This window comes from Bacillus sp. L_1B0_5, assembly GCF_000836715.1.
GTDB classification, from domain to species: domain Bacteria; phylum Bacillota; class Bacilli; order Bacillales; family Bacillaceae_G; genus Bacillus_A; species Bacillus_A thuringiensis_S.
This window is the reverse complement of the sequence record NZ_JXIS01000128.1, coordinates 1-21,925: the sequence shown is the minus strand read 5'-3', so window position 1 is coordinate 21,925 and position 21,925 is coordinate 1. Positions and strand designations below refer to the sequence as shown.

Below are 21,925 nucleotides of genomic sequence, written 5' to 3'. Positions count from 1 at the left end.
TTCTCCCTTTAAATGCAAAATATAATTATTCCGAATATAAATATATCACAATATTAATCTTTAATGTAATAACCCAGAAAAATATTATTGGTAATTCTAAAATTAATGGTTAAATACAATTTAAGGAATGTGGTCAATCATTTGTGTGAAGTAGATTGTGTATACCATTTGGGATACTATAATTAATTTTCAATTTCATTTCAAGAACAATGGAAACAAAAGAGAAATCGAAACGAAATCATGAAAGAAACTATATTAAAAGCACTATGATTTAGAAATAGAAAGGGGGTCATCAAATAAAGATGACATTGGCGGGTCAGTTTCAAGTTCCCTAAAATTTAAAGCACATTTATAGAATCATGGAAAAACAAGAGATTGTTTGTTCGGTTCGCATAGTGAATCTATTATTTAATTAAAACAAGAGATTAAGAAATATATAACATAGAATAATTATTATAGATGTCAATGGAAGTCAGAAAAGATGAAATTGTTGAATACAGAAATATTTTTTTTGATGTTGCCTAGCTTTTTTAATGTCCTTTACAAAGGAGACAGATCACTTTTTAAGAATGCGTTGTTACTATATATAATCATTAAGACTATGTTTTATTAAATCAGTATTTCTCAATAACAACAGCTACACATTCCATTTACATTTATTGTATGTAAGGCGTATGCTAGATTTAATTGTAATAAATGGAAAGGAGCTGTATTTTTGAACAGAAAAGTTTTTTCTTCAGTTTTACTATCGTCACTTTTGTTTTTAGGAGTAACTGATTCAGGAGGAGTAGAGGCTTCTATGACTACACAAATAAAGTATAAGCAAGGAGGGGCAAAGTACATATATACAAATGCACCAGAAGATGTATACGATAATCCAAATATGGGATCAAACTTTGAGGCTGGTAAGTATGCTTACTACACAAATGAAAGAATATTAGAAGCAAATCAAGAGTATAGTGCTGAATTTTTTAATCGAAATTATACTGGAGGTCAATTGAAATTTGGATATGCTATACACAATGAAGATCGTCAACCGCAAACTATAAGAATTAAAAATAATGCTGTAAATGCAGCATATCCGGTTAGTTCTGATGGTTCATGGGATATAATGGGCATTACATCTAGTACTATAGTTCAATATGGAAATAGTAACAATGATCAAGTTATTACTATCCCAGCAGATGGACATGTATTTATATTAGAAAAAGATGTAGAAGATACTTTTGCAGTTAATGGAAAAATTAAGTTTATTCCGAACGAAAAATTAACCCTACGTCAATTTGTTTCAAAGAAAAAACCAGATGGACAGTTCTCTAGCCCATCAGAAATTTTTGATTCCATAAAAACAACACAGGTTAAAAATTATAATAAAATCACTTCAACTGCTAATTATAATTACGATGAAAGGTATGCTGTTATTGATAATGTAACAACAAGTGCCTTTTATGTAGGTTCAAAGACAAGTAAAGCTTATCCTCAACCTCGTGTGGGTATTAATGAATACGAAGCGCCTATATGGTATCTAGAAAATTCTAACCCGATACTTGAAGGAAACTATGGAATTGTTTATGATTTTCAATTTAAAAATGCGGCAGGAAAGAAAATTAGAATTAAGCCTGAAATTATATCAGAAAATGATAAGTCAACTGATCCAGAGAAATTCCCGCCACTAGCATTTTTTTCACAAGTAACGTACTGGACTTCAGGAACTTGGAAAAGTACAACCAAATTAACTAAACCTGATCAATATCATTATATAACTATTCCAGCAGATCAACATGTGAAATTTATATTACCAGGTGGTAATAATGGCAATAACCTTTTTGAAATTATAGAATAATGTTTTGGAAGTTAGAATTAAATAAATAGACAGAGTCATATTGTTGATGCCTATTAAATAAAAATGTAAGGGAATAAAAAAATCGTCAGTTGCTTTTTAAAAGCGCTGACGATTTTTTGTATAGTCTCATAGCTAGGCTTGATTATTAAAAATTTCTATAGAGTGTAAAATTAAAGAAATTAGATAGAAATTTGGACTATATTTGTTTTAAAGGGATTGAGGTGGATCTAATTTTATTGAATCTATCATAACTTTAATATTTTTCGAATTACCTTTAACAGATAGTTTCACTTTTTCAATTTCCAATGTTTTTGATAAATCTTCATTTCCTATTGAACCAATTAACTGATCTAATTCATTAGTCCATGTAATGTTAGTAGCTTGAATCATTGCTTTAATCGTAGGTATATCTGCGTAGCCAGTATACATAATTCCATTAATTATTTTTCCGCTTTCACCTAACATGACACTTACCCATTTCATATCTTGATCTGAGTTATCTACTTTTTTAGGGTAATAAAACCTATATGTATTGGATTGCTTTTCTAGTTCAAGATTAAATGGAAGTATTTCAATGCCTTGTGTTGATAAATTACTCTTAATTTTATTATAGTTCTTTAAATATTCTTCTGCGGTCATATGTTTAAGCGCAACTTTTTCTTTTACATCCACTGGTTCTTTTTCGGTTGCTTCTAATTTGTTGAGAGTATCTTTGTGTTCTATATTTGTGCAACCTAAAAGGCTAGCCGCTATCAGAAAGGTTCCGAGTATAAGTATTTTCTTTGGCATAAAATCACTCCTTAAGTGATATAGGAAAAATGCCGAAAGAGTTGATATCCTTAACAATTTCGCCATTTTTCAAGTTTGGATACTTAATGTTTTTTTATAACGAAAAAGAATCATTTATATGATCTAATTGATTTAAGAAAGAACAGTACAATTAGTCCTGAAATAAATAATAAGACCCCATTTATTAATAAGATTAATGGTGGACCATATATGTCAGCGAAAAATGAGGAGATTGCTAAAGCGACTGGTGATGCAATACTCGTAAGAGAACCAAGTGTTCCAAAAGTTCTTCCCTGTAACTCAGGATCTACCTCAACTTTAATAATCACATTGACAAGCAATGTACAAAATGAAAAAAGTATTCCTAAGAGGAGAATTAATGGTACTGCATAAAGAACAGATGGAGCAAAAGATAGCCCTACAAAGATTGGAGCTAGTAAAACCATACTAAGGATTATCCACCAACCCCGTCGATGTAACTTATTATCAAAAAAGATAATAATGCCTGCGCCTAACATATAACCTATTGGAATGCTAGATTCAATTATCCCAAATTCAATCGGATTTGCCTTCCACACTTTTACAGACATTACTTGAATAAGCATTAATGAAGCAGTGAAAAATGTGATTAAAGTAGGCGAGAGTATAATAACAGATTTAGCAAAAGGGTTCTGCCATATATACTTGAATCCTGCAACAAGGTCCTCTTGAAATGAATTTTTGATTCCTGTTTTTTTTGTAGAATTAGGAAACTTTCCACTTAACAACACTAAAATAGCGGATAACATAAAAGTAACTGCGTCAACTGAGATAGCAATGCTACCACCAAATGCTGCAACTACAACTCCTCCTATTGCTAGCCCCGAAATACGAGATACATTATCTGCTACATTTAATACTCCAGTAGCTTGTTGAACTTTGTCTTTTCCTACAATATCAACTAAGGAAGCATGGAATGCAGGAGACTGAAATAATCCTGCACAGGAAGTAAGTGCTGTTAAGATAATAATAAGAATAAAGGGGGTACCGGGTATCGCAATACAAAATGCGATGCTTAGTATTAAAAGACTTCTTATTATATCTGTTATCCACATTAGTTTTCTACGATCTACCCTATCTGCAACAGTACCTGCAATGGAAGAAAACAACATGCTCATGACCATATGAGTTATGGCAATTGTAGACATTAATTTGGCACTTCCTGTTGCTTGTAGTACCCAAAGGTTTAAAGCAATACTGTGAAATGAATTTCCAAACATTGATAAGGTATAACCTGTAAATACAAAAGTAAATGTACGATTTTTCCATAATGTCTTTTTCGAAGAAACAGCGAGAGCGGAATCTAATTCGACCTGTTGTTGCATAGTATTGTCACCTCACAAATTTAAGTATCTAATTTATAAAAATTTGTTTGCAAACTAATAGTGGTGAACATTAGTAATCAAGTTAATTAGATGATTAATAAAATGGAATCTAATTGTAAAATAGCTATATTAATATAAGATATTGTTATTTTGAGGTAAAAACGGTAGGTATGAAATGGATTTAAGTACATACATGTTGGAAAAATAAAACGCAATATAAATTGACCATAGAAATCTTAGAATGTAAGTGGATTTAAATTGTTATGAAATTAAATTACGAGAAAATATCTACTAATGGCATTATTAAATTTGTAGAAGTACATCTTTAATTAAGAAAATTTTAAATAGCATTTAGGAAGGGACATTTTAACTGTACAATATTGTTTTAAATTTTATATAAGATTTTTACAAATAAAATATTTCTCCAGATTATTTTGAAATTTCTTTACAGCTTTTCCCTAGGTTTTTAATATTTGTAAGATCGGAAGCTATATTTATATTTTATAATTTATTTTGGAATATAAGATTGGTATTAGTTGTATAAATAGTATTTTTATTAATAATCTAGTATTTATTTTTAATACTCCTCTCCGCATAAAGTTTTACCAAATATTTTCAGGTGAATATTACCAAATAAAAAATGTTTTGTCTATGTATTTTATTGGGGCTATATTTTGTAAGCATAATTCTATGTAAGAATTTTCTATATTCATCCTCCCTATATAATGACATTTTTTCCCTTACTTCGACATAAATCAAATGGTACAGTTTATAGGACAAATATAGAACCCACTTGTAGACATTATTTTGTATGAAAAATTGAGTCGAAACATGAGTTACTAGTTAGGGGGCGAAATATATTTTAACTATTTTTCAAATAGTACTTAAGGGTATAGTGCTAAACGTTTGAAAATAGCTGGTAAATGCTTCTATGGGATGGAGGTTGTCATTTGAAAGAAAAAGATAAGCTTAAGGTGAATAGGAACAACGTTAATTTTTCTAAAGATATAATATATCAAATTGTAACGGACAGATTCCATAATGGATGCCCATCATATAATCCCAAAGGGGGATTATATGATGAATCTAGGAAAAATAAAAAGAAATACTTTGGTGGAGATTGGATAGGGATTATTGAAAAATTAAATACAAATTATTTTACTGAACTAGGTGTGACGTCATTATGGATATCTCAACCAGTAGAAAATATCTTTACTCCAATAAATGATTTGGTAGGAAGTACTTCATATCATGGATATTGGGCTCGTGATTTTAAAAGAACAAATCCTTTTTTTGGGACATTTGAAGACTTTCAAACCTTAATAACAACCGCTCATGCAAAAGATATAAAAATTATTATGGATTTTGCACCTAATCACACTTCTCCTGCATTACATGATGATGCGACCTATGCTGAAAATGGTAGATTATATGATAATGGATTATTACTTGGTGGATACGATAATGATTACAATCATTATTTTCATCATAATGGTGGGACGGATTTTGAAGAATATGAAGACGGAGTTTATCGTAATTTATTTGATCTTGCAGATCTAAATCACCAAAATATAGCTATTGATTTGTATTTTAAAGAAGCTATTAAACTATGGCTAGACCAAGGAATAGATGGTATACGAGTTGACGCAGTAAAGCACATGTCATATGGCTGGCAAAAAAGTTGGCTAAATTCAATCTATAATTATAGACCAGTATTTATTTTTGGTGAATGGTATATCAATCCGAATGAGTATGACCATAGAAATGTTCATTTTGCAAATAATAGTGGTATGAATTTATTAGACTTTAGTTTTGCTCATAAAGTACGTGAAGTTTTTCGAGATGGAATGGATTCCATGCATGGGTTACACAAAATGATTGAAGAAACTTACCAAATTTATAATGATGTAAATAATCTTGTTACTTTTATTGATAATCATGATATGGACCGTTTTCACATTAATGGACAAAGTAAACGTAGAATAGAACAATCATTAGCATTCTTGTTAACTTCAAGGGGAATACCTTCTGTATACTACGGTACAGAGCAGTATATGGTTGGAAATGGAGATCCGGACAATCGTGGCCAAATGGAATCTTTTGATGTGAATACAGATAACTTTAAGATAATACAATCTTTATCTTCGCTTCGTAGTTTAAATTATGCACTTTCATATGGAAATACCAAAGAAAGATATATAACGGATGATATTTATGTATATGAAAGGTACTTTGGAAGTGATGTGGTATTAATAGCGTTGAATCGAAATTTAACAGAAGGATATGAAATAAAAGATGTTAAAACAATTCTTCCTTCTAGAAAGTATAAGGACATATTAGATGGCCTTTTAGATGGTGAAGCAATTAGAGTTGAAAATAATAATATAGATTCATTATGGCTTGGACCTGGATCAGTACATGTTTGGCACCATAAAGGAGTAAATAGTATACCTTTAATAGGAACTGTGGGACATAAAATGACAACAGTTGGTCAAATGATTTGTATTGAAGGATGTGGTTTTACTTCTAAAAAAGGATCAGTATTATTTGAGGAAAAAGAGGCGGAAGTTGTTTCATGGTCACATACTAGTATAAAAGTAAAAGTTCCAGCAGTGAACGATGGTAAATATGAAATTACTGTTGTAACAGATACAGGAACTAGAAGTAATATCTATAAACATGTAGAGGTCTTCAATACAAAGCAAGTTTGTATTCGATTTGTTATTGAAAATGGATATGAAATACCAGAGAGTGAAGTTTTTATAATGGGGAACACATATTCATTAGGGAATATGAATCCTTGCAAGGCAGTAGGGCCATTTTTTAATCAAATAATGTATCAATTTCCTACGGGTTATTTTGATATAAGTGTTCCGGCTGATACCTTGCTTGAATTTAAATTTATTAGAAAGATCAATAACACACTATTGATTGAAGGCGGAGAGAATCATAAGTATCGGACCCCGAGTTTTGGAACTGGAGAAGTGGTTGTAAAGTGGCAAACTGCAGAAAAAACTATCTTGGTGGAGTCTTAACTATAGGGGGCTACTTTTTTTACAATTGCAATTAAAATCGGGGAGGGATTTTATTCTGGTAGCTAAAACAAAAGCTTATACTGAAAAATTCTCTTAAAAGTTAATAAAGGGTACGATTTTAAAGAAAAAACTAGAAAAGAACTGTATTAATGAAAGTGAAAAATATAAAATTGGAGGTTACTATGGAACGAGCTTCTAAAGTGATTACGATTGAAAATTTTCATTCTGAAATACTTGAGAATAGTAGGAAACTATTTATATATTTACCACCTGGTTATGAAAGCAATTCGTACCAAAAGTATCCTGTATTATATATGCATGCTGGGCAGCGCTTGTTTGAGCCAGTAATAAAAAATGATGAATCATGGAATGTCCACAAGACGACTGATATGCTAATTTATGAAGGTAAAATTCAAGAGATAATAATAGTAGGTATAGCACATAAAAGAATCATAGAAAATAATGAGTTTTGTCATTTTATTTCACCAGATAAACATATAGAATGCTCAGGGTTATTATATGAAAAGTTTATAATCAATGAGGTGAAACCTTACATTGATTATAATTTTAGAACATTGACTAATGCTGAAAATACAGCTCTAATAGGCTCATCAGCAGGTGGTTTATCAACTTATAATATTGGTTTCCGCAATCCTGAAGTGTTTGGGAAAATTGGGATGTTATCTCCATTCTTTGTGAAAGTTGAAGATGATCATTCGGAATTAAAATTATATGAAATGTATGAAGGGAAAAAAGACTTAAAAATATGGATGGATATAGGTAGTGCGGAAGGTTTTTTCTTGGTAAAACATGTGAGAGATATTGCAGAAACTTTATTGGAAAATGGTTACAAATATAGAGATGATTTAATTTTTTATCAGGATCCAAATGGTGCACATTTTGAGAAAGACTGGGGAGAACGTATGCATCTACCATTAATATATTTCTTTGGAGATGTTGGCAATATAGTTAATGTTACATTAGATGGTCGAGATGTAGTTGGATTAACTGGAATGAAAGTGAAAATTAATCCAATTGTTACGTACGATAGTGGTTTTGAAATGAGTGTTTTAGATGGTGTATTTTTAGTTGATAACCCAGACGTGCTAGAGGTTATGGGGGATGGAACAATTATACCTAAGAAAATAGGAGAAGCCGAAGTTACCTTTGTGACACAAGGTGTAAAAGGAATACCTAAAAAATATAAGGTAATAGAAACATTATCAGAATTTGTAGATGTTTCTGTAACAGTCGAAGTACCTGGAAATACACCAGTTGGTGAACGAATTTATATGAGTGTAGGCATGATACTAGATAGAATAGAAAAAAATCGTTTTGCAGGGAATTTTAAAGTGCCAAGGGACCTTGCATGCAGGTTTAAGTTTTCAAGAGGCTTTAGGCTCTTTGAAGTGGATAAATTAGGACAACCTATTCCAAATAGAAAATTTAAAGCTACTAAGGACTTACAGTTGAATTATACTGTTGAGAAATGGATAGGGCTGTAAAAAAATAAATATGGGGTGAGTGCTGTAGTGAAAATGAAAGAATTAATTCCAACTTTTGATGTCCCTTATTATTATTCATGCTATATACCAATTCTTCACGATAAATTAAAAAGTATGGGTAGCGTTAGTTACATGAGTTTAATAGCGAATGAAGAGTTATATAGTATACCATCATATCGTATGGATACTATCACATCAATACCTTCTGTAGCAAGATATACACAGTTGTTAGAATATAATCAAACATTTCGTATGGAGAAACATGTATATTCTAATTTTGAAAAGGGGCTTCAATATATAAAAGAATGTTTGAATCGTCAAGAAGTATTTATTGCCTTAGGAAGCACCTTTTTTCTACCATATAGTAATGATTATTTGAACCCCAAATTTATAAAAAGTCATATAGATGTCCATACGGATAAATATGTTACAGACCATTACCTCGCAATTAACAAACTTACAGAGGATAGAGTATTTGTTCAAGATCCAGTTCCTAATAAATTTATGGGCGAGATATCAATGGAGGAGTTTCATTCTTTTTGGAAAGGAGGAAAAGCTATACCTGAATTGGCTCAAGCAAAAGGTATAGAAAGAATTTCATCTTACTCATCAATTGATGTGATTATACAGGAAAAAATAAGCATGGAAAATCTTAAAGATATTTTTTTGAGAACACTAAAAAAAATATCAAGTGAGTATGTTCGAGGTTTAATTATGCAAAAAAACAATAAGATATATTATTTTGGTAAGATTGCAGCCCTGGAACTTAAAGAAAATATAAATGAAGATTTTCATAAACAAAGAAATATGTTCCCTTTGTATTTGAAATGTTTATTTGATATGAGATGGAGTAGATATTTTTTATATGACTTACTTATAGACATGAACGAGTTATTTAAAGATAAATTTATTCATATTACTAGTGAGTTAATGGATATAAAACAATCATGGGAAAGACTGTATAAGATTGCACATATTAAATTATTAAAAAAAGATAGTAATTTAAGTGATCTCGAATCTTTTAATTTGATAATGATGGATATTATTAATAGAGAGTGTATCTTACATGAGAATATTTTATTTCTTCTGCAACATAATTATAGTCTTCAATCTTAATAGGGAAAAGATAATTGAGAGAAGTAGAGTAAGGCTACTACGTATACTGACAAACTTTATCAGTAGAAGAAGTGTATTTAGTGTTCATGTTATACAGTACTAGAGTTGCTGGAAGGGAATCTTCATAGTAAAAAGATGATTTATAAAAGGAGTGTATTTACTTGAAAGATACAAATAAAGAAAAAATTATTCAGATTGTATTGTGCTGTGTTGAAGAAGTGAATGAAAATATTGAAAATAAAATTGATCTTGAAAAAGGCTTGAAAGCACATCTTTATGATTGGGAGGGGTATTTAGATTCGTTAGGGCTGGTATCTTTACTGGTAAGTATTGAACAAGGCTTAGAAGATGAATTGGGTTTATCAGTTGATTTGGTGAATTTAGATACAATGTCACAACATAATAGCCCATTTAAAACAATAGAAGCATTAGTTGCGTATATTTTAGAATGCCAGGAACAGTTAAAATCACTAACATAACAAAATATTAAAGAAGAAAATTTAAAAGGAGGTTAGGTATGTATATTGATTTTTTATTTGAAAGGTTTGAAATGAATAAAGAATGCGAAGCCATTGTTTGGAAGGAGAAAACTTACACATATGAGTGGTTTCTAAATCAAATAAAGATTTATACAAGGGAGTTAAATGAACATCGAAAGATAGATTATACAACAGTCTCTTTGGAAGCTGATTATTCTCCATACTCTATAGCAATGTTTTTAGCACTTATTGAATTAGGATGTACTGTAGTACCAATCTTAAATTCTTTGGTTGACAGTAAGAAGGAAGAATACTATGAAATAGTTGAATTAGAAAATGTAATTAAAGTTGAAAGCGGAAGCTTTGAAATAATCAATATCCAAAGGGATTACATTCAAAATGAATTATTATTACAACTGAAAAAGTTAAAACATCCAGGATTAGTATTGTTTTCATCTGGTACAACTGGACGTAGTAAAGCAATTGTACATGATTTTACATTACTTCAAAAGAAGTACAGTGTCGCAAGGAGTGCAAAACGTGTTATACCATTTATGTTATTTGATCATATTGGAGGGGTTAATACTCTCTTCCAAATTATTTCTAGCTTAGGATGTTTGGTAATAATTGATGATCGTACCCCTAATCGAGTATGTAACATGATTGAGAAACATCAGGTACAAGCTTTACCTGCATCACCAACTTTTATAAATTTACTTATACTGAGCGAGGTTTATAAAAAGTATAATTTAAATAGTTTACAGACTATTTCTTATGGATCAGAAGTTATGCCTGAGGCTACACTAAGTAAAATAAACGAAATATTCCCTCATGTTAAAATTACACAAATGTATGGGTTATCAGAATATGGGGTTTTATATTCGAAATCTAAATCTAATGACTCTTTGTGGATCAAACTAAGTGATGAGAATATTGAGTCAAGAATTGTGGATGGCATGTTGCAGATCAAATCAATGTCTACAATGATTGGTTATATTAATGCTCCAAGTCCATTTACCAAAGATGGCTGGCTTATGACAGGAGATATGGTGGAAGTAGATGGAGATTATATTAAAATTTTAGGAAGAAAATCAGAGATTATAAATATTGGCGGAGAAAAAGTATTTCCAGCTGAAGTTGAAAATGTAGTACAACTAATGGATGGAGTAGAAGAGGTTGCTGTTGTTGGTGAAAAAAATGCAATCACAGGACAAATGGTTAAGGCTGTGGTTAAATTAAATACAAATGAAAGTGTAAGTGAATTTAGAAAGCGATTAAGAGAGTTCTGTAAAGATAAACTACCATTATATAAGATTCCACAGAAAGTGGTATTAACAACTGAGAAAATGCATACAGAGCGTTTTAAAAAAGATAAGAAGGTATTTATGTAACCGAAAGTTGAAGTCCTTTTTATACAATAATGTAAAAGTAAATTATAAACCCCTTATATTTTGAAAAAAATTTTTCGAAATATAAGGGGTTCTTTTTGTTTTTTTTCGGATCTAAATTGAGTAATTCATATAAATAAGCTTCTTCGCAAAATAAGAATTTACGTGTTGAGGAGAAACTTTATATTTATAGAGTTTGTTGTTGTTTATTATTACGATTCGATAGTAAGCTATCTAATGAAATAGATTGACTTTTATTTACTACAAAAAATAAAGAAACAGCCAATAATAATAAATCAAATTCATACCCTCCTATAAATCCTTGATCAAATTTCACAGTAATAATGGCTCCGACCATAAGTAAAGAAAATAAGGTTGAAATAATTCGTGTACAAAGCCCCAGAATAACTAAAATTCCACCCACTAGTTCAAGAATTGCTACTGGATATGCAAGCCAATCAAATATTCCTAGGCTGTTGAAGAAATTTTCCGTATTATGAATGCCATCTTGAAATTTTATGAGTCCATGTGCAAAAAAAGTTAACCCTAATACTAATCTAATAATGAAAAAACCTAACTCATTTTTGTTTGACAATTGATTTTCCTCCATTCAATGATTTTGAAGTACTGTTAGCTATAGATTTTTCCTTTTCCTTATTCTAATGATCTATATATGATATAGAATCAAAAAACAGTATATTTTTTTACTTTGCAACTTTACTACTTGATCACTTTTTGTTTATCGGAATAAGGTTCTATACCTTTAATATTTATTTCAATATCCTGAAGTGCTGTATTGTTAATGGATCCTTCAATCATTCCAAATGTTTTATTTAGGATGTGACCAGCACTTTTAAACCCAACATAATGTCCACGAACCATACGTGGAAAACATGCACCAAACATGCCTTGTACTGTTATAATTGATCGGAAATGTAGAACCTCAGTAATTAATGTTCCTATCATTGCTATTTTCATTTTACTATTTGGAGGTACTTTAATAGAATGTTCAATTGAAGGAGAGGTATGAATTGATTTTGAATTGCTTTCTCCTACAAAAGTTGAAATATGAAATTCATTACCCGATTGAAATTTACCTGCAATGATAAGATCTGATTTTAAAGTTAAACCTGTAATAGATTTCGAAGTCCAAGATTGTATATTGGCCCATTGTTCTTTTATTGTCACTACAATCTCTTTTTCTTCATTATTAGGATTACATACAAATTGTTCCTGTAGGGTTATTTCATCTATTGAAGGTTTTTCAAGATCTCGAAATATAAAAGGTCCCAGCATTTTATAACAAGCGTGATCATAACATTCAGTAATAGCGGGTTTATTATGAATTGGAAACGTCTCATTATTTACTGCAATTTCATCAGGAAGTATTCCATAAAGATCTTTAAACGCGTCCATTATGGAATCTGTAGTTGAATCTAATGAATCTAGATCTGAAAAAGATAATTTTTCTTGTATAATCATACTAATGCTCCTTACCTATTTGTGTATTTTATTTACTTGTTTGACCGTGGTCAAAAAACAATAAAAATATGAAGAAGAGATAAATTAATTAATAGTTTGACAGATACAATAATTAAATAACTTTTGAGAATAAATTCCATTTCTTGCTGTGGGATTCCTATCAATTAATATTCGTTAGAAATTTATAAATATTTAATTGAATTTTAGGAAAATAGAGGTTGTTATTGAAAATCTAACTAAGGATAAAGTTATGGAACGCATCAATAAACGGATTATTAAGGATAGGATATAATGGGTAAATATCAGAGAGATGAATACGAACGAAAGAAAATCTTGTGGATCATAAAGAATTTAAGAGCTAAAGGGGTATATAACAGCACATAAAAGGTTGAAGAAACGTACAAAAGGTCAATTTTAGCTAAATGATAAAAGCCCTGCAGGGGATGCAGGGCAAGACTAAGGGTATTGAAGAATTGTCGATTCTAAAAGTAAAGGACTTCTTGGAATGTTTTAAGTTTAACACGTAATGTATTAAAACGTTATATAAAGATTTTACAGAATTATGAATATAAAAAAACTCTGATAAATATTATGAAAAAGTTGATAATCTATAGAAGCTATAAGGGATTATATTTGCAATGGTGTCTTTATAGAGGTAATAGGGCAGGATTTTGTTTGTCTTAGTATTCGGGAATCTAGTAGAATTCCCGAATACTAAGACAGGTTCCTGGGTATTACGAAGCATGAAAGCATCAAAAAAGCCCGTACAGAAGCACAGGCCAGTTGATACACATATCGGTAATTAAATATTAACAGAAATACTTAGTAAGTACTATTGAAAAATTAAAAAACTGCATTATTCTTAAGACGGTTTGGAGAAAACACATATAATAAAGCACCTTTATTATTCCTAACTTTATAGCGGATTGGAAAAGAACATACTGCAAATGTGTACTCATAGCAATCTAAATTATTTTAAAGACCATGATATATCATCAAGGACATTATAAACATAACTATACATGCGGTAAAAGAGATACTTCGGATTGTATTTTTGTTTCCATTTCATAATAATCACCTCTCATACAAATAGTTTAATTATATTATACCGTTATTAATTTGAATGCTAAGAAAACTAGATGTGAATTAAGGTGAATTTAAACAAAATAGTTATTAAAAAAAGCTTGCTGACGGAAAGGTAGGAGAGCTTTAAAAAATATTGTATTTGAAACACTTGATGTTTCATAAAGTGCATAAATTATATTAATGTTAATATAATTTATGGTTATAAACGGGGATTAAATAGGGTGTGGTTAAAGGGGAGAATTTTTGAAAAAGATGATGTGCAACTTCATTTAGTGGAAATTACTATTAATGCTATAGGAAAAAACATCGGATATAGATCGGCTTCAGCTAGTATATTTATTGATTTAAAAAGTTTATGAATAAAGCTATTCAATATTAATATATAGTATATATTAATCATTCTACAGAGGTGCTTTTTACTTCTTTTATAGAAGTTACACATAAAACATATATTTATACGCATTGCATTGTTACTACACGCTAAGGAATAGTAATAAAAAGATGATACCAATAAAACTGTATAAAAACAAAAAGAATCCTAATAGGGGTAATTCTTTATGAAAGTTGAGCATGACAAACCTCCTTGGATATATAGGATATTTTAATATATTGTTGGTCTATTTAAAAGGAAAAACATAAATTGGTACATTGGATTGAAGGATATCTATATAAATAGGTAGAATCTAATTATTTGGTTCACATTTTAATCCAAGGGGTACAAATTCGATGCGACATGAAAAGGATTTGTTGAAACAATGGAAGACGGATTTGCAAGCTATTAAAGAAGAGAAAAGGCTGAAAAAGAAGGCTAATAAAAAGAATAAGAAATATAGCATTCCGGGTAATACAGCTGACCTCATGGATGGTAAGAATACTTATCGTAAAGATAATGGGGTATGGAAGCAAAGAAATAAATAATGTGAAGATAAATAAGTTTGATCAAGTTTATAGCAATTATCGGATGCGCTTCCTTGACCTGGGAGGCGTCTTATTTGTTGTTAATATTACAAAACAAACGAACAAAAAATTAAGATGTGCTAACGAGAAGGTATAGACCTTGCTAAACAAAGTGACGTATAATGGAGCACGCTTTAGAGCTGCTTGCTAATCGTGAAGAAAATGGATATACAGTTAAGAAGATATGTTAAGTTACTGGTGTAAGTCGTAAAGTTCTTTATAAGAGGACAAAAGAAAAAGAAGTTATATAGAAATTAAAGTAGTGAATCCACTGCTATTTTATATTTAAATAAGGATCTATGATATTATATATTTTTTTATGGGAATATCATTTTAAAAAAGGATGTATGAATTTTGGGTATATACTTAATTGGTATAGGGATATTTATTATTTGTTTGACCTTAATTTATGAGATCAGGGAAGTAGAAGGTGGCAGATCGAAAGAAAAAGTTAGCTTAGCTTTTGAACATCTTGTCAATCTTATTTCCTTAGATTTTAATTTGCCACAACTATTCATATTATTAGGGGGAGGCTGCATCGTAATTGGTATTGTTATTATGTAGAAAAAAGAGAATGATGCGCATATAAATAAGATGCTTTTTTACTTTACAAAAAAAACTGCAGAACTGCAGATTCTCCTGATAATGCTTTATTTAATTAAGTAAGTCCCCAAAGTAAAATGTAATGATTTGAAAATGAGTTCAAGAGTTTTTACTGATTCATATGGCTCTATAATCTTTGTTTTTAAGTTTTTTTCTAATATCTATAAATCCTATAATCATTATTATCATGCATATTAACTTGAGCCAATAAACCTCCTGGTAGAACATTAGACCAGAGAAGAATTCATAAGCGTATAATAAACCGATAATTGGGAATAGCCAAGTCATAAATTTCAAATCTTTTAGGTGAAACTTATAATTATTAATCTTTTTCCACATATGTATCAACTCCTAGCGTGTTTAGGATAAAGAATAGAAGGAAAACCAAGGCTATGATTCCGTTAACCCAGTATTATGTATGTTCTGCTGTGAATCCAGTGTAGAAAGAAAAGGCATTCCAAAATAAAGGATTGTTGAACAGATAGTAGAGATCAATAATGAACCAAAAATCCACATGATTGTCACCGTGATTCAAAATGTTAGTGGTCATTTATAATTGTACATATAAATAAACGGATTTAAAAGAGAAGATATAATAAAATAACATAAAGGGATCACTGTGAGGCGAGAAATATGGATAGTTAGCGAATCCGCTGCTTTTTATTTTAATTAGAAAAAGGAATCTCGAAAGATCCATTTTTCTAATTCCGATATATCTTAATCGCATATAAGTAAAGAAATGAAACATTGTATAACAATATAAAAATATAAACAATAAGAAAATATAAAAAATAAGTATTTTAGTTAACATAAGGAAGAATTATACAAATTACTTCCTACTAGTACAGAGAGTGGTGGGTGATCTTAGGGAGATAAGGATTTACGACGTTATTACCATAATTAACATTATATTATAGTAATTAAATGATAGATTAACATTATACCTTTACAGAAAATGTGCTCTTATTTAAAGGGAGATTTTTAGGAGTAGCGCCACATACCCATCAACTTAAGAATTCAGAATTACCCTGAAATGAAAAAATGAGCATTTTTGTTACCAGTTAGCACAAAATTTCGTTCTGGGGGTACTATAAAATTGTAGCTTGATGGAGATTTGATGTTACCCCTATAAAGGTATGGTTTTCGTACTTTTAAATACAATTATGTCACTTAAGTAATGTGAGCGTCGCTGCTATTACATTGTCCACAAATGAACGTTGGGGGCGAGATTTCATCATAACCGTTAGACCGATTAACGCTACAATCAGTGCCTGTGCCAAAGACTTTGCATCTGTGTTGAATTCCAGCTCACCTGATTGGATTCCTCGTTCGATTGTCTCCTGAAAAATGACGGCGAGGTACATTTGATGTTCTCTTGTCAAAATTTCAAATCTCTCATCATGAGGTGCTAGTTCAACCATTGTATTGATACAAAAACAACCTTTACTAAGATCCCCTGCGTATTCTTCATTGACGACATCGGCAAAGAAAATAGAAAATGCCTCTTTTACAGAGGAGTGACTTTGAAGCCTATTTCGTATATCAGAGGCCCGAGACATTGTATACCTGCGAAGTGCGGCTTCAAATAATTCTTTCTTATCTCCAAAAGTTGAATAAATACTAGGGCGTTGAATGCCCATTCTAGAAGTAAGATCACTTAAGGAGGTAGCCTCATATCCTTTCTCCCAAAATAACTGCATTGCTGCATCTAAAACTTGATCCTCATCAAATTCACGGGTTCTTGCCATTAAGAATTCTCCTCCTCAAACTTTGATTTTATTAATTGTTTTAGGATAGGTGTGTAGGTAATTACAATTGTTTTTTTATTACCAAACAGTATGTAATTATTATATAATTAGCTATTCTTTATGTCAAATTAAGATCCATTCATTTAATGCAACATTAACTTTAGTGCGAAAAACGTTGACAGCATGAATAAGGCTAAGTTATATTTACCAGTAATCATATTGTACTGAACGGTATGTTATGGTTGAAAATCTAATGTGATCGGAGGTTAAGGTATGTGCAAAACAGAGACAAATATAGAAGATGATCCACTCTACACTAAGATAAGTCATAAATCTTCCATAACAAAACCTAATTTGAATCAACAGCCATCTATGTCGCACGCTTTGGTATTATTGTTTGCGACTGCCTGTGGAATGTCTGTTGCTAATATTTACTTTGCACAGCCGTTGCTTGATCAACTATCTAATGAGTTTGGTATTAACCATTCCATTATTGGTGTTGTTATTACCATTACACAAATTTTTTATGGATTGGGCTTACTACTACTCGTACCGCTTGGAGATTTGCTAAACCAGCGACGTCTAATTGTCGGTCAGATGCTATTATCTACAACAGCTATGGTTATAGTAGGTACTGCTTCCTCCAGCATGGTACTTTTCGTAGGTATGGCTTTGGTGGGTCTGCTTGCAGTTGTGACACAGACTCTCGTAGCATTTGCAGCGACCATCGCTTCCCCTACAGAAAGAGGACGTGTCGTTGGCATTGTAACAAGTGGGATAGTTATTGGCATACTTCTCGCACGTACTTTTGCTGGTATATTAACAGATGTTGCGGGATGGCGTTCTGTATATCTATTTTCTGCAGCGCTCATGCTTTTAATGGTTTTTATGTTTATAAAGATGTCGCCCAATGTTGAGCGCGAGGTAAAATCGCTATCCTATCCTCAGTTGATTAGATCGGTGCTTGCTTTGTTTATTCAAGAACGAACGTTACGCGTTCGCTCCGTTCTAGCCATGCTGATTTTTGCTGATTTCAGCATTTTGTGGACTTCACTAGTACTGCCACTTAGTACACCGCCAATTGCTCTATCTCATAGTGCAATTGGCGCATTCGGTCTTGTAGGTGTCGCTGGTGCCTTGGCTGCGGCACGGGCAGGGAAATTGGCCGATCAAGGTTACGGACAACGAACGACAGGTATTGCTTTAGCTCTATTATTGATTTCATGGTTGTTCATCAGCTATATAGAGCAGTCATTAATCGCATTAGTGATAGGGATAGTTCTACTTGATTTGGCCGTACAAGCAATACATGTAACGAATCAAACCATGATCCTTCCATTGCATACAGAAGCACGGAGTCGACTTACTGCTGGATATATGGTGTTTTATTCTATCGGCAGTGCTGGTGGTTCAATTACGTCGACACAAATATACGTACACTTTGGCTGGGGAGGGGTTTCCTTACTCGGAGCCTCTGTGAGTGCTTTAGCTCTTCTTTTTTGGGCTATGACCAGACGTTAAGATTTTATGAAATAAACGTGTGTTAGCCAATATGAGAAACACGTTACTACCATAAAGGAAATAATTAATTTTTTTTACTTAAAATCTAATTGGACTAGGAGAGATAACAAATGGAAATAGGTATTACGTCTTTTGTAGAAACGAAACCAGATGTTCATAGTGGTGAAGTGATAAGTCACGCACAGCGATTACGTGAAGTTGTTGAAGAAATCATTCTTGCTGATCAAGTAGGACTTGATGTGTTTGGTGTTGGTGAGCACCATAGGAAGGATTATGCAGCATCCTCTCCAGCGATGGTTCTATCAGCGGCGGCGCCACAAACGAAAAAAATACGGCTCGCGAGTGCAGTAACCGTGCTTTCTTCAGCTGATCCTGTGCGCGTTTTTCAGGATTTTTCTACACTGGATGGCATTTCAAATGGACGCGCAGAGATTATGGCGGGTCGTGGCTCCTTTATCGAATCTTTTCCATTATTTGGCTATAACTTGAAAGACTATGAAGAACTGTTTGAAGAACATTTGGACCTACTGCTCAAAATACGTCAGTCCGAAAAAGTGACTTGGGAAGGCGGACATAGACCAGCAATCAATAATTTAGGTGTGTATCCAAGACCTATTCAAAACCCTTTACCTATATGGGTTGGTAGCGGTGGGAATCAGGAATCTGCTATCCGTGCCGGTTTTCTGGGATTACCACTTATGCTGGCGATTATTGGTGGTAGCCCAATGCACTTTGCACGAATTGTACAGCTATATAAGAAAGCAGCGGCTCACGCTGGTCATGATGTATCAAAGCTTCAGGTGGGATCTCATTCAATTGGATTTGTTGGAGAGAATACGGAATTGGCAGCAGATACATTTTTCCCTTCCACTCAGGCAGGCATGAATAAACTTGGTAAAGAGCGGGGGTGGCCTTATTATGATCGTTCCAGCTTTGATGCTGCACGAAGTTTTGAAGGGGCGTTGTATGTTGGTGATCCAGATACAGTCGCCGAAAAAATCATTCATCTTCGTAAGCATGTAGGGATTACACGCTTTATGATGTATGTACCATTAAGTACCATGCCGCATGATCAGGTCATGCGTACCATAGAATTGCTTGGAACAGAAGTTGCCCCTCGTGTAAGAGAGGAGATTGCCAAATGGGAAGCTGAAGGAGAACAGGAGACACATCTATTCAGTTAATTATTCCATAAGGATTACATCAAGTTTCATTATTTAACTGGAGGAATCTATATGAAAATTGACAGTCGAGTATTACCAGAATTAAAACAGGCTTTCTCACAATTTCCAGGCTTTCAATTAGAGGGGGATTTAGAGGCGAGTCGAAGTCTCTTGTCGAATCCACATTTGGAAAAATCAGAGCTTGTAAACATGACCAAGCGAATGATTCCTGGCGCAGCCGGCGAGATGTTAGTTAAAATTTACGAACCCGTTGAGAAGAATAAGAATCTTGATAAACTTCCAGCTATGCTGTGGATTCACGGTGGTGGATACGTAATGGGCCACCCTGATATGGACGATGTTTTGTGTGAACGCTTTGTTCAGACTGCTGAATGCGTTGTTGTGTCTGTCGATTATCGACTGGCGCCCGAACATCCTTATCCAGCGGCTATTGAAGATTGTTATGCAGGCTTGGTTTGGATGACAAATGAGGCAGACTCGCTTGGAATTGATGTGAATCGAGTTGCGATTGCCGGTGCAAGTGGAGGCGGTGGACTAACGGCAGCGCTTGCATTAATGGCTCGTGATAAAGGAGGTCCATCTATTATTTTTCAGATGCCGCTGTATCCGATGCTTGATAGCCACAACATAACACCATCAAGCTATGAGATTATAGAAGACAATGCAACATGGAATAGATCAAACAATTTAACGGCTTGGAATATGTACTTGGGAAAGAAGAACGATACTAACGAACCATCTCCCTATGCGGTACCTTCAAGAGCAGACAACTTAGCAGGACTACCGCCAACTTATACATGTGTAGGTCAACTCGATTTATTCCGAGATGAAATTATTGAATATGTAACACGACTTGCACAAGCAGGAGTAGATGTTGAATTTCATCTCTACCCCGGCTGCTTCCATTGCTTTGAAGTATTTGTGCCTGAAGCTGAAGTGAGTCAGCGTGCCAGTCAGAATTATTTTGATGCGATGGCACGGGCGCTTCATCCATAACTTATCTTAGTTCAGTCATCGGGGTGTTCAACTGAAGGCATGAGTGATAGCTCTAAATTTATTCAATGAGTAGAGATTACAGAAAGAAGTACAAATAGTGCCACCATATACTTTAAATTTTGCCCCTTACTCATTGATTAAAAACAGGAAATACTTCAAAGGTGGAATAGTTAACCAAGGTTTCAAAATAGTGTGCTAGCAATTCAACTTTTTTACTGCAGTTACGATGATAAGCACAATCAACACTTTGGAGCGTTTTTTTTCGTAATTCGAGTTACTTTTTTAATCGCATTCATACTAAACAGCAGCAGGAAAGGGCGCCAATTGAACATTGGCACCGTTTATAAGAAGCGATAGACTGCATCCTTAGCTGGATCTTCAAGCTCGAAAAAAATAGAATTAAGTTCTTTTGGTAGTTGATGATATTGGTTATTTTGAGCTATTGTAGTTAAGGCACCTCTTCTGTGATAGTGATTTCTAGGTAATCTCACTATACCAAGGATCGAGGTGTTTTTCATTTTACTCAAGTTGTACAGTACACAATTGATAGACTCTAAATTCAATATAGGTAAATCTCCCAGCTTATTTTATAGGTGCGAAAGTTGAGTTATTTAATTCCCATCTTAATGAAGAATTATTGAAATATATTTCTCCATTAGAATGGGAACACATCTTGTCAATTGAGTGGAAAATTAGTTTGAAAGGAACACTTGAATTCTACAGGTCGATAAATCAAGAAACTGTATTACTTTGGTTAATCAACATACGTGTTAATTTATCATTTTAGCCAAGAAAACTCCTCCCTCAAGGAACGCGAAGTGAGTAGGTG

At 32.5% G+C, this 21,925-nt stretch carries 17 protein-coding genes and 2 pseudogenes; 13 read left to right on the top strand and 6 right to left on the bottom strand.

Annotated elements, in window-relative coordinates; genetic code table 11:
* Positions 1–71: 71 nt before the first annotated feature.
* Positions 72–332: pseudogene (locus RT27_RS35940) on the top strand (IS3 family transposase); the annotation flags it as partial.
* Positions 333–715: 383 nt separating this feature from the next.
* Positions 716–1,843 carry a hypothetical protein gene (locus RT27_RS29145; RefSeq protein ID WP_043938573.1) on the top strand — a complete coding sequence of 376 codons (1,128 nt, stop codon included), beginning with the start codon at positions 716–718 and terminating at the stop codon, positions 1,841–1,843.
* A 207-nt stretch (positions 1,844–2,050) separates the two neighbouring features.
* Here RT27_RS29145 and RT27_RS29140 read toward each other — a convergent pair whose 3' ends face one another.
* Both RT27_RS29140 and RT27_RS29135 read right to left on the bottom strand, forming a co-directional pair.
* Positions 2,051–2,632 carry a hypothetical protein gene (locus RT27_RS29140; RefSeq protein ID WP_043938572.1) on the bottom strand — a complete coding sequence of 194 codons (582 nt, stop codon included), beginning with the start codon at positions 2,630–2,632 and terminating at the stop codon, positions 2,051–2,053.
* 110 nt (positions 2,633–2,742) lie between these two features.
* The gene (locus tag RT27_RS29135) at positions 2,743–3,996 is read right to left on the bottom strand and encodes an MFS transporter (RefSeq protein WP_001187351.1); all 1,254 of its coding nucleotides are present in this window, start codon (positions 3,994–3,996) and stop codon (positions 2,743–2,745) included.
* 950 nt (positions 3,997–4,946) lie between these two features.
* On the opposite strand from RT27_RS29135, the gene RT27_RS29130 reads away from it, so the two are divergent.
* From RT27_RS29130 to RT27_RS29110, 5 genes are all read left to right on the top strand, one after another.
* Positions 4,947–7,031, top strand: a complete 2,085-nt coding sequence (locus RT27_RS29130; protein WP_043938570.1) for an alpha-amylase family glycosyl hydrolase — start codon at positions 4,947–4,949, stop codon at positions 7,029–7,031.
* 182 nt (positions 7,032–7,213) lie between these two features.
* Positions 7,214–8,536 carry an alpha/beta hydrolase-fold protein gene (locus RT27_RS29125; RefSeq protein WP_043938568.1) on the top strand — a complete coding sequence of 441 codons (1,323 nt, stop codon included), beginning with the start codon at positions 7,214–7,216 and terminating at the stop codon, positions 8,534–8,536.
* A gap of 27 nt (positions 8,537–8,563) precedes the next feature.
* A complete protein-coding gene (locus RT27_RS29120; RefSeq protein ID WP_016082897.1) occupies positions 8,564–9,652 on the top strand; it encodes a hypothetical protein in 1,089 nt (362 codons plus the stop codon).
* Positions 9,653–9,813: 161 nt separating this feature from the next.
* On the top strand, positions 9,814–10,131 hold the full coding sequence (locus tag RT27_RS29115) for an acyl carrier protein (protein ID WP_043938567.1): 318 nt from the start codon (positions 9,814–9,816) through the stop codon (positions 10,129–10,131).
* Between the two features lie 38 nt (positions 10,132–10,169).
* Positions 10,170–11,522, top strand: a complete 1,353-nt coding sequence (locus RT27_RS29110) for a fatty acid--CoA ligase family protein (protein ID WP_043938565.1) — start codon at positions 10,170–10,172, stop codon at positions 11,520–11,522.
* Between the two features lie 184 nt (positions 11,523–11,706).
* Here the strand turns inward: RT27_RS29110 and RT27_RS29105 are convergent, their stop codons facing one another.
* Positions 11,707–12,114 (bottom strand): DoxX family protein, encoded by a 408-nt coding sequence (locus RT27_RS29105; protein WP_231577684.1) that lies wholly within the window; start codon positions 12,112–12,114, stop codon positions 11,707–11,709.
* A 125-nt stretch (positions 12,115–12,239) separates the two neighbouring features.
* Positions 12,240–13,001, bottom strand: coding sequence for a hypothetical protein (locus tag RT27_RS29100; RefSeq protein WP_043938562.1), 762 nt, complete (start codon positions 12,999–13,001; stop codon positions 12,240–12,242).
* Positions 13,002–14,813: 1,812 nt separating this feature from the next.
* Here RT27_RS29100 and RT27_RS29090 point away from each other — a divergent pair.
* From RT27_RS29090 to RT27_RS29085, 3 genes and pseudogenes are all read left to right on the top strand, one after another.
* Positions 14,814–15,005, top strand: coding sequence for a hypothetical protein (locus RT27_RS29090; protein ID WP_043938558.1), 192 nt, complete (start codon positions 14,814–14,816; stop codon positions 15,003–15,005).
* 108 nt (positions 15,006–15,113) lie between these two features.
* Positions 15,114–15,235 (top strand): annotated as a pseudogene (locus tag RT27_RS36295) (recombinase family protein); the annotation flags it as partial.
* 163 nt (positions 15,236–15,398) lie between these two features.
* The gene (locus RT27_RS29085) at positions 15,399–15,608 is read left to right on the top strand and encodes a hypothetical protein (protein ID WP_043938556.1); all 210 of its coding nucleotides are present in this window, start codon (positions 15,399–15,401) and stop codon (positions 15,606–15,608) included.
* A gap of 156 nt (positions 15,609–15,764) precedes the next feature.
* Here RT27_RS29085 and RT27_RS29080 read toward each other — a convergent pair whose 3' ends face one another.
* Both RT27_RS29080 and RT27_RS29075 read right to left on the bottom strand, forming a co-directional pair.
* The gene (locus tag RT27_RS29080) at positions 15,765–15,986 is read right to left on the bottom strand and encodes a hypothetical protein (protein ID WP_016082889.1); all 222 of its coding nucleotides are present in this window, start codon (positions 15,984–15,986) and stop codon (positions 15,765–15,767) included.
* 827 nt (positions 15,987–16,813) lie between these two features.
* On the bottom strand, positions 16,814–17,395 hold the full coding sequence (locus RT27_RS29075) for a TetR/AcrR family transcriptional regulator (protein WP_002066413.1): 582 nt from the start codon (positions 17,393–17,395) through the stop codon (positions 16,814–16,816).
* A 273-nt stretch (positions 17,396–17,668) separates the two neighbouring features.
* Here RT27_RS29075 and RT27_RS29070 point away from each other — a divergent pair, with 273 nt between their 5' ends.
* From RT27_RS29070 to RT27_RS29060, 3 genes are all read left to right on the top strand, one after another.
* The gene (locus RT27_RS29070) at positions 17,669–18,916 is read left to right on the top strand and encodes an MFS transporter (RefSeq protein ID WP_043938555.1); all 1,248 of its coding nucleotides are present in this window, start codon (positions 17,669–17,671) and stop codon (positions 18,914–18,916) included.
* A 110-nt stretch (positions 18,917–19,026) separates the two neighbouring features.
* A complete protein-coding gene (locus RT27_RS29065) occupies positions 19,027–20,100 on the top strand; it encodes an LLM class flavin-dependent oxidoreductase (protein WP_016082886.1) in 1,074 nt (357 codons plus the stop codon).
* Between the two features lie 51 nt (positions 20,101–20,151).
* On the top strand, positions 20,152–21,096 hold the full coding sequence (locus RT27_RS29060) for an alpha/beta hydrolase (RefSeq protein WP_043938553.1): 945 nt from the start codon (positions 20,152–20,154) through the stop codon (positions 21,094–21,096).
* Positions 21,097–21,925: the final 829 nt, after the last annotated feature.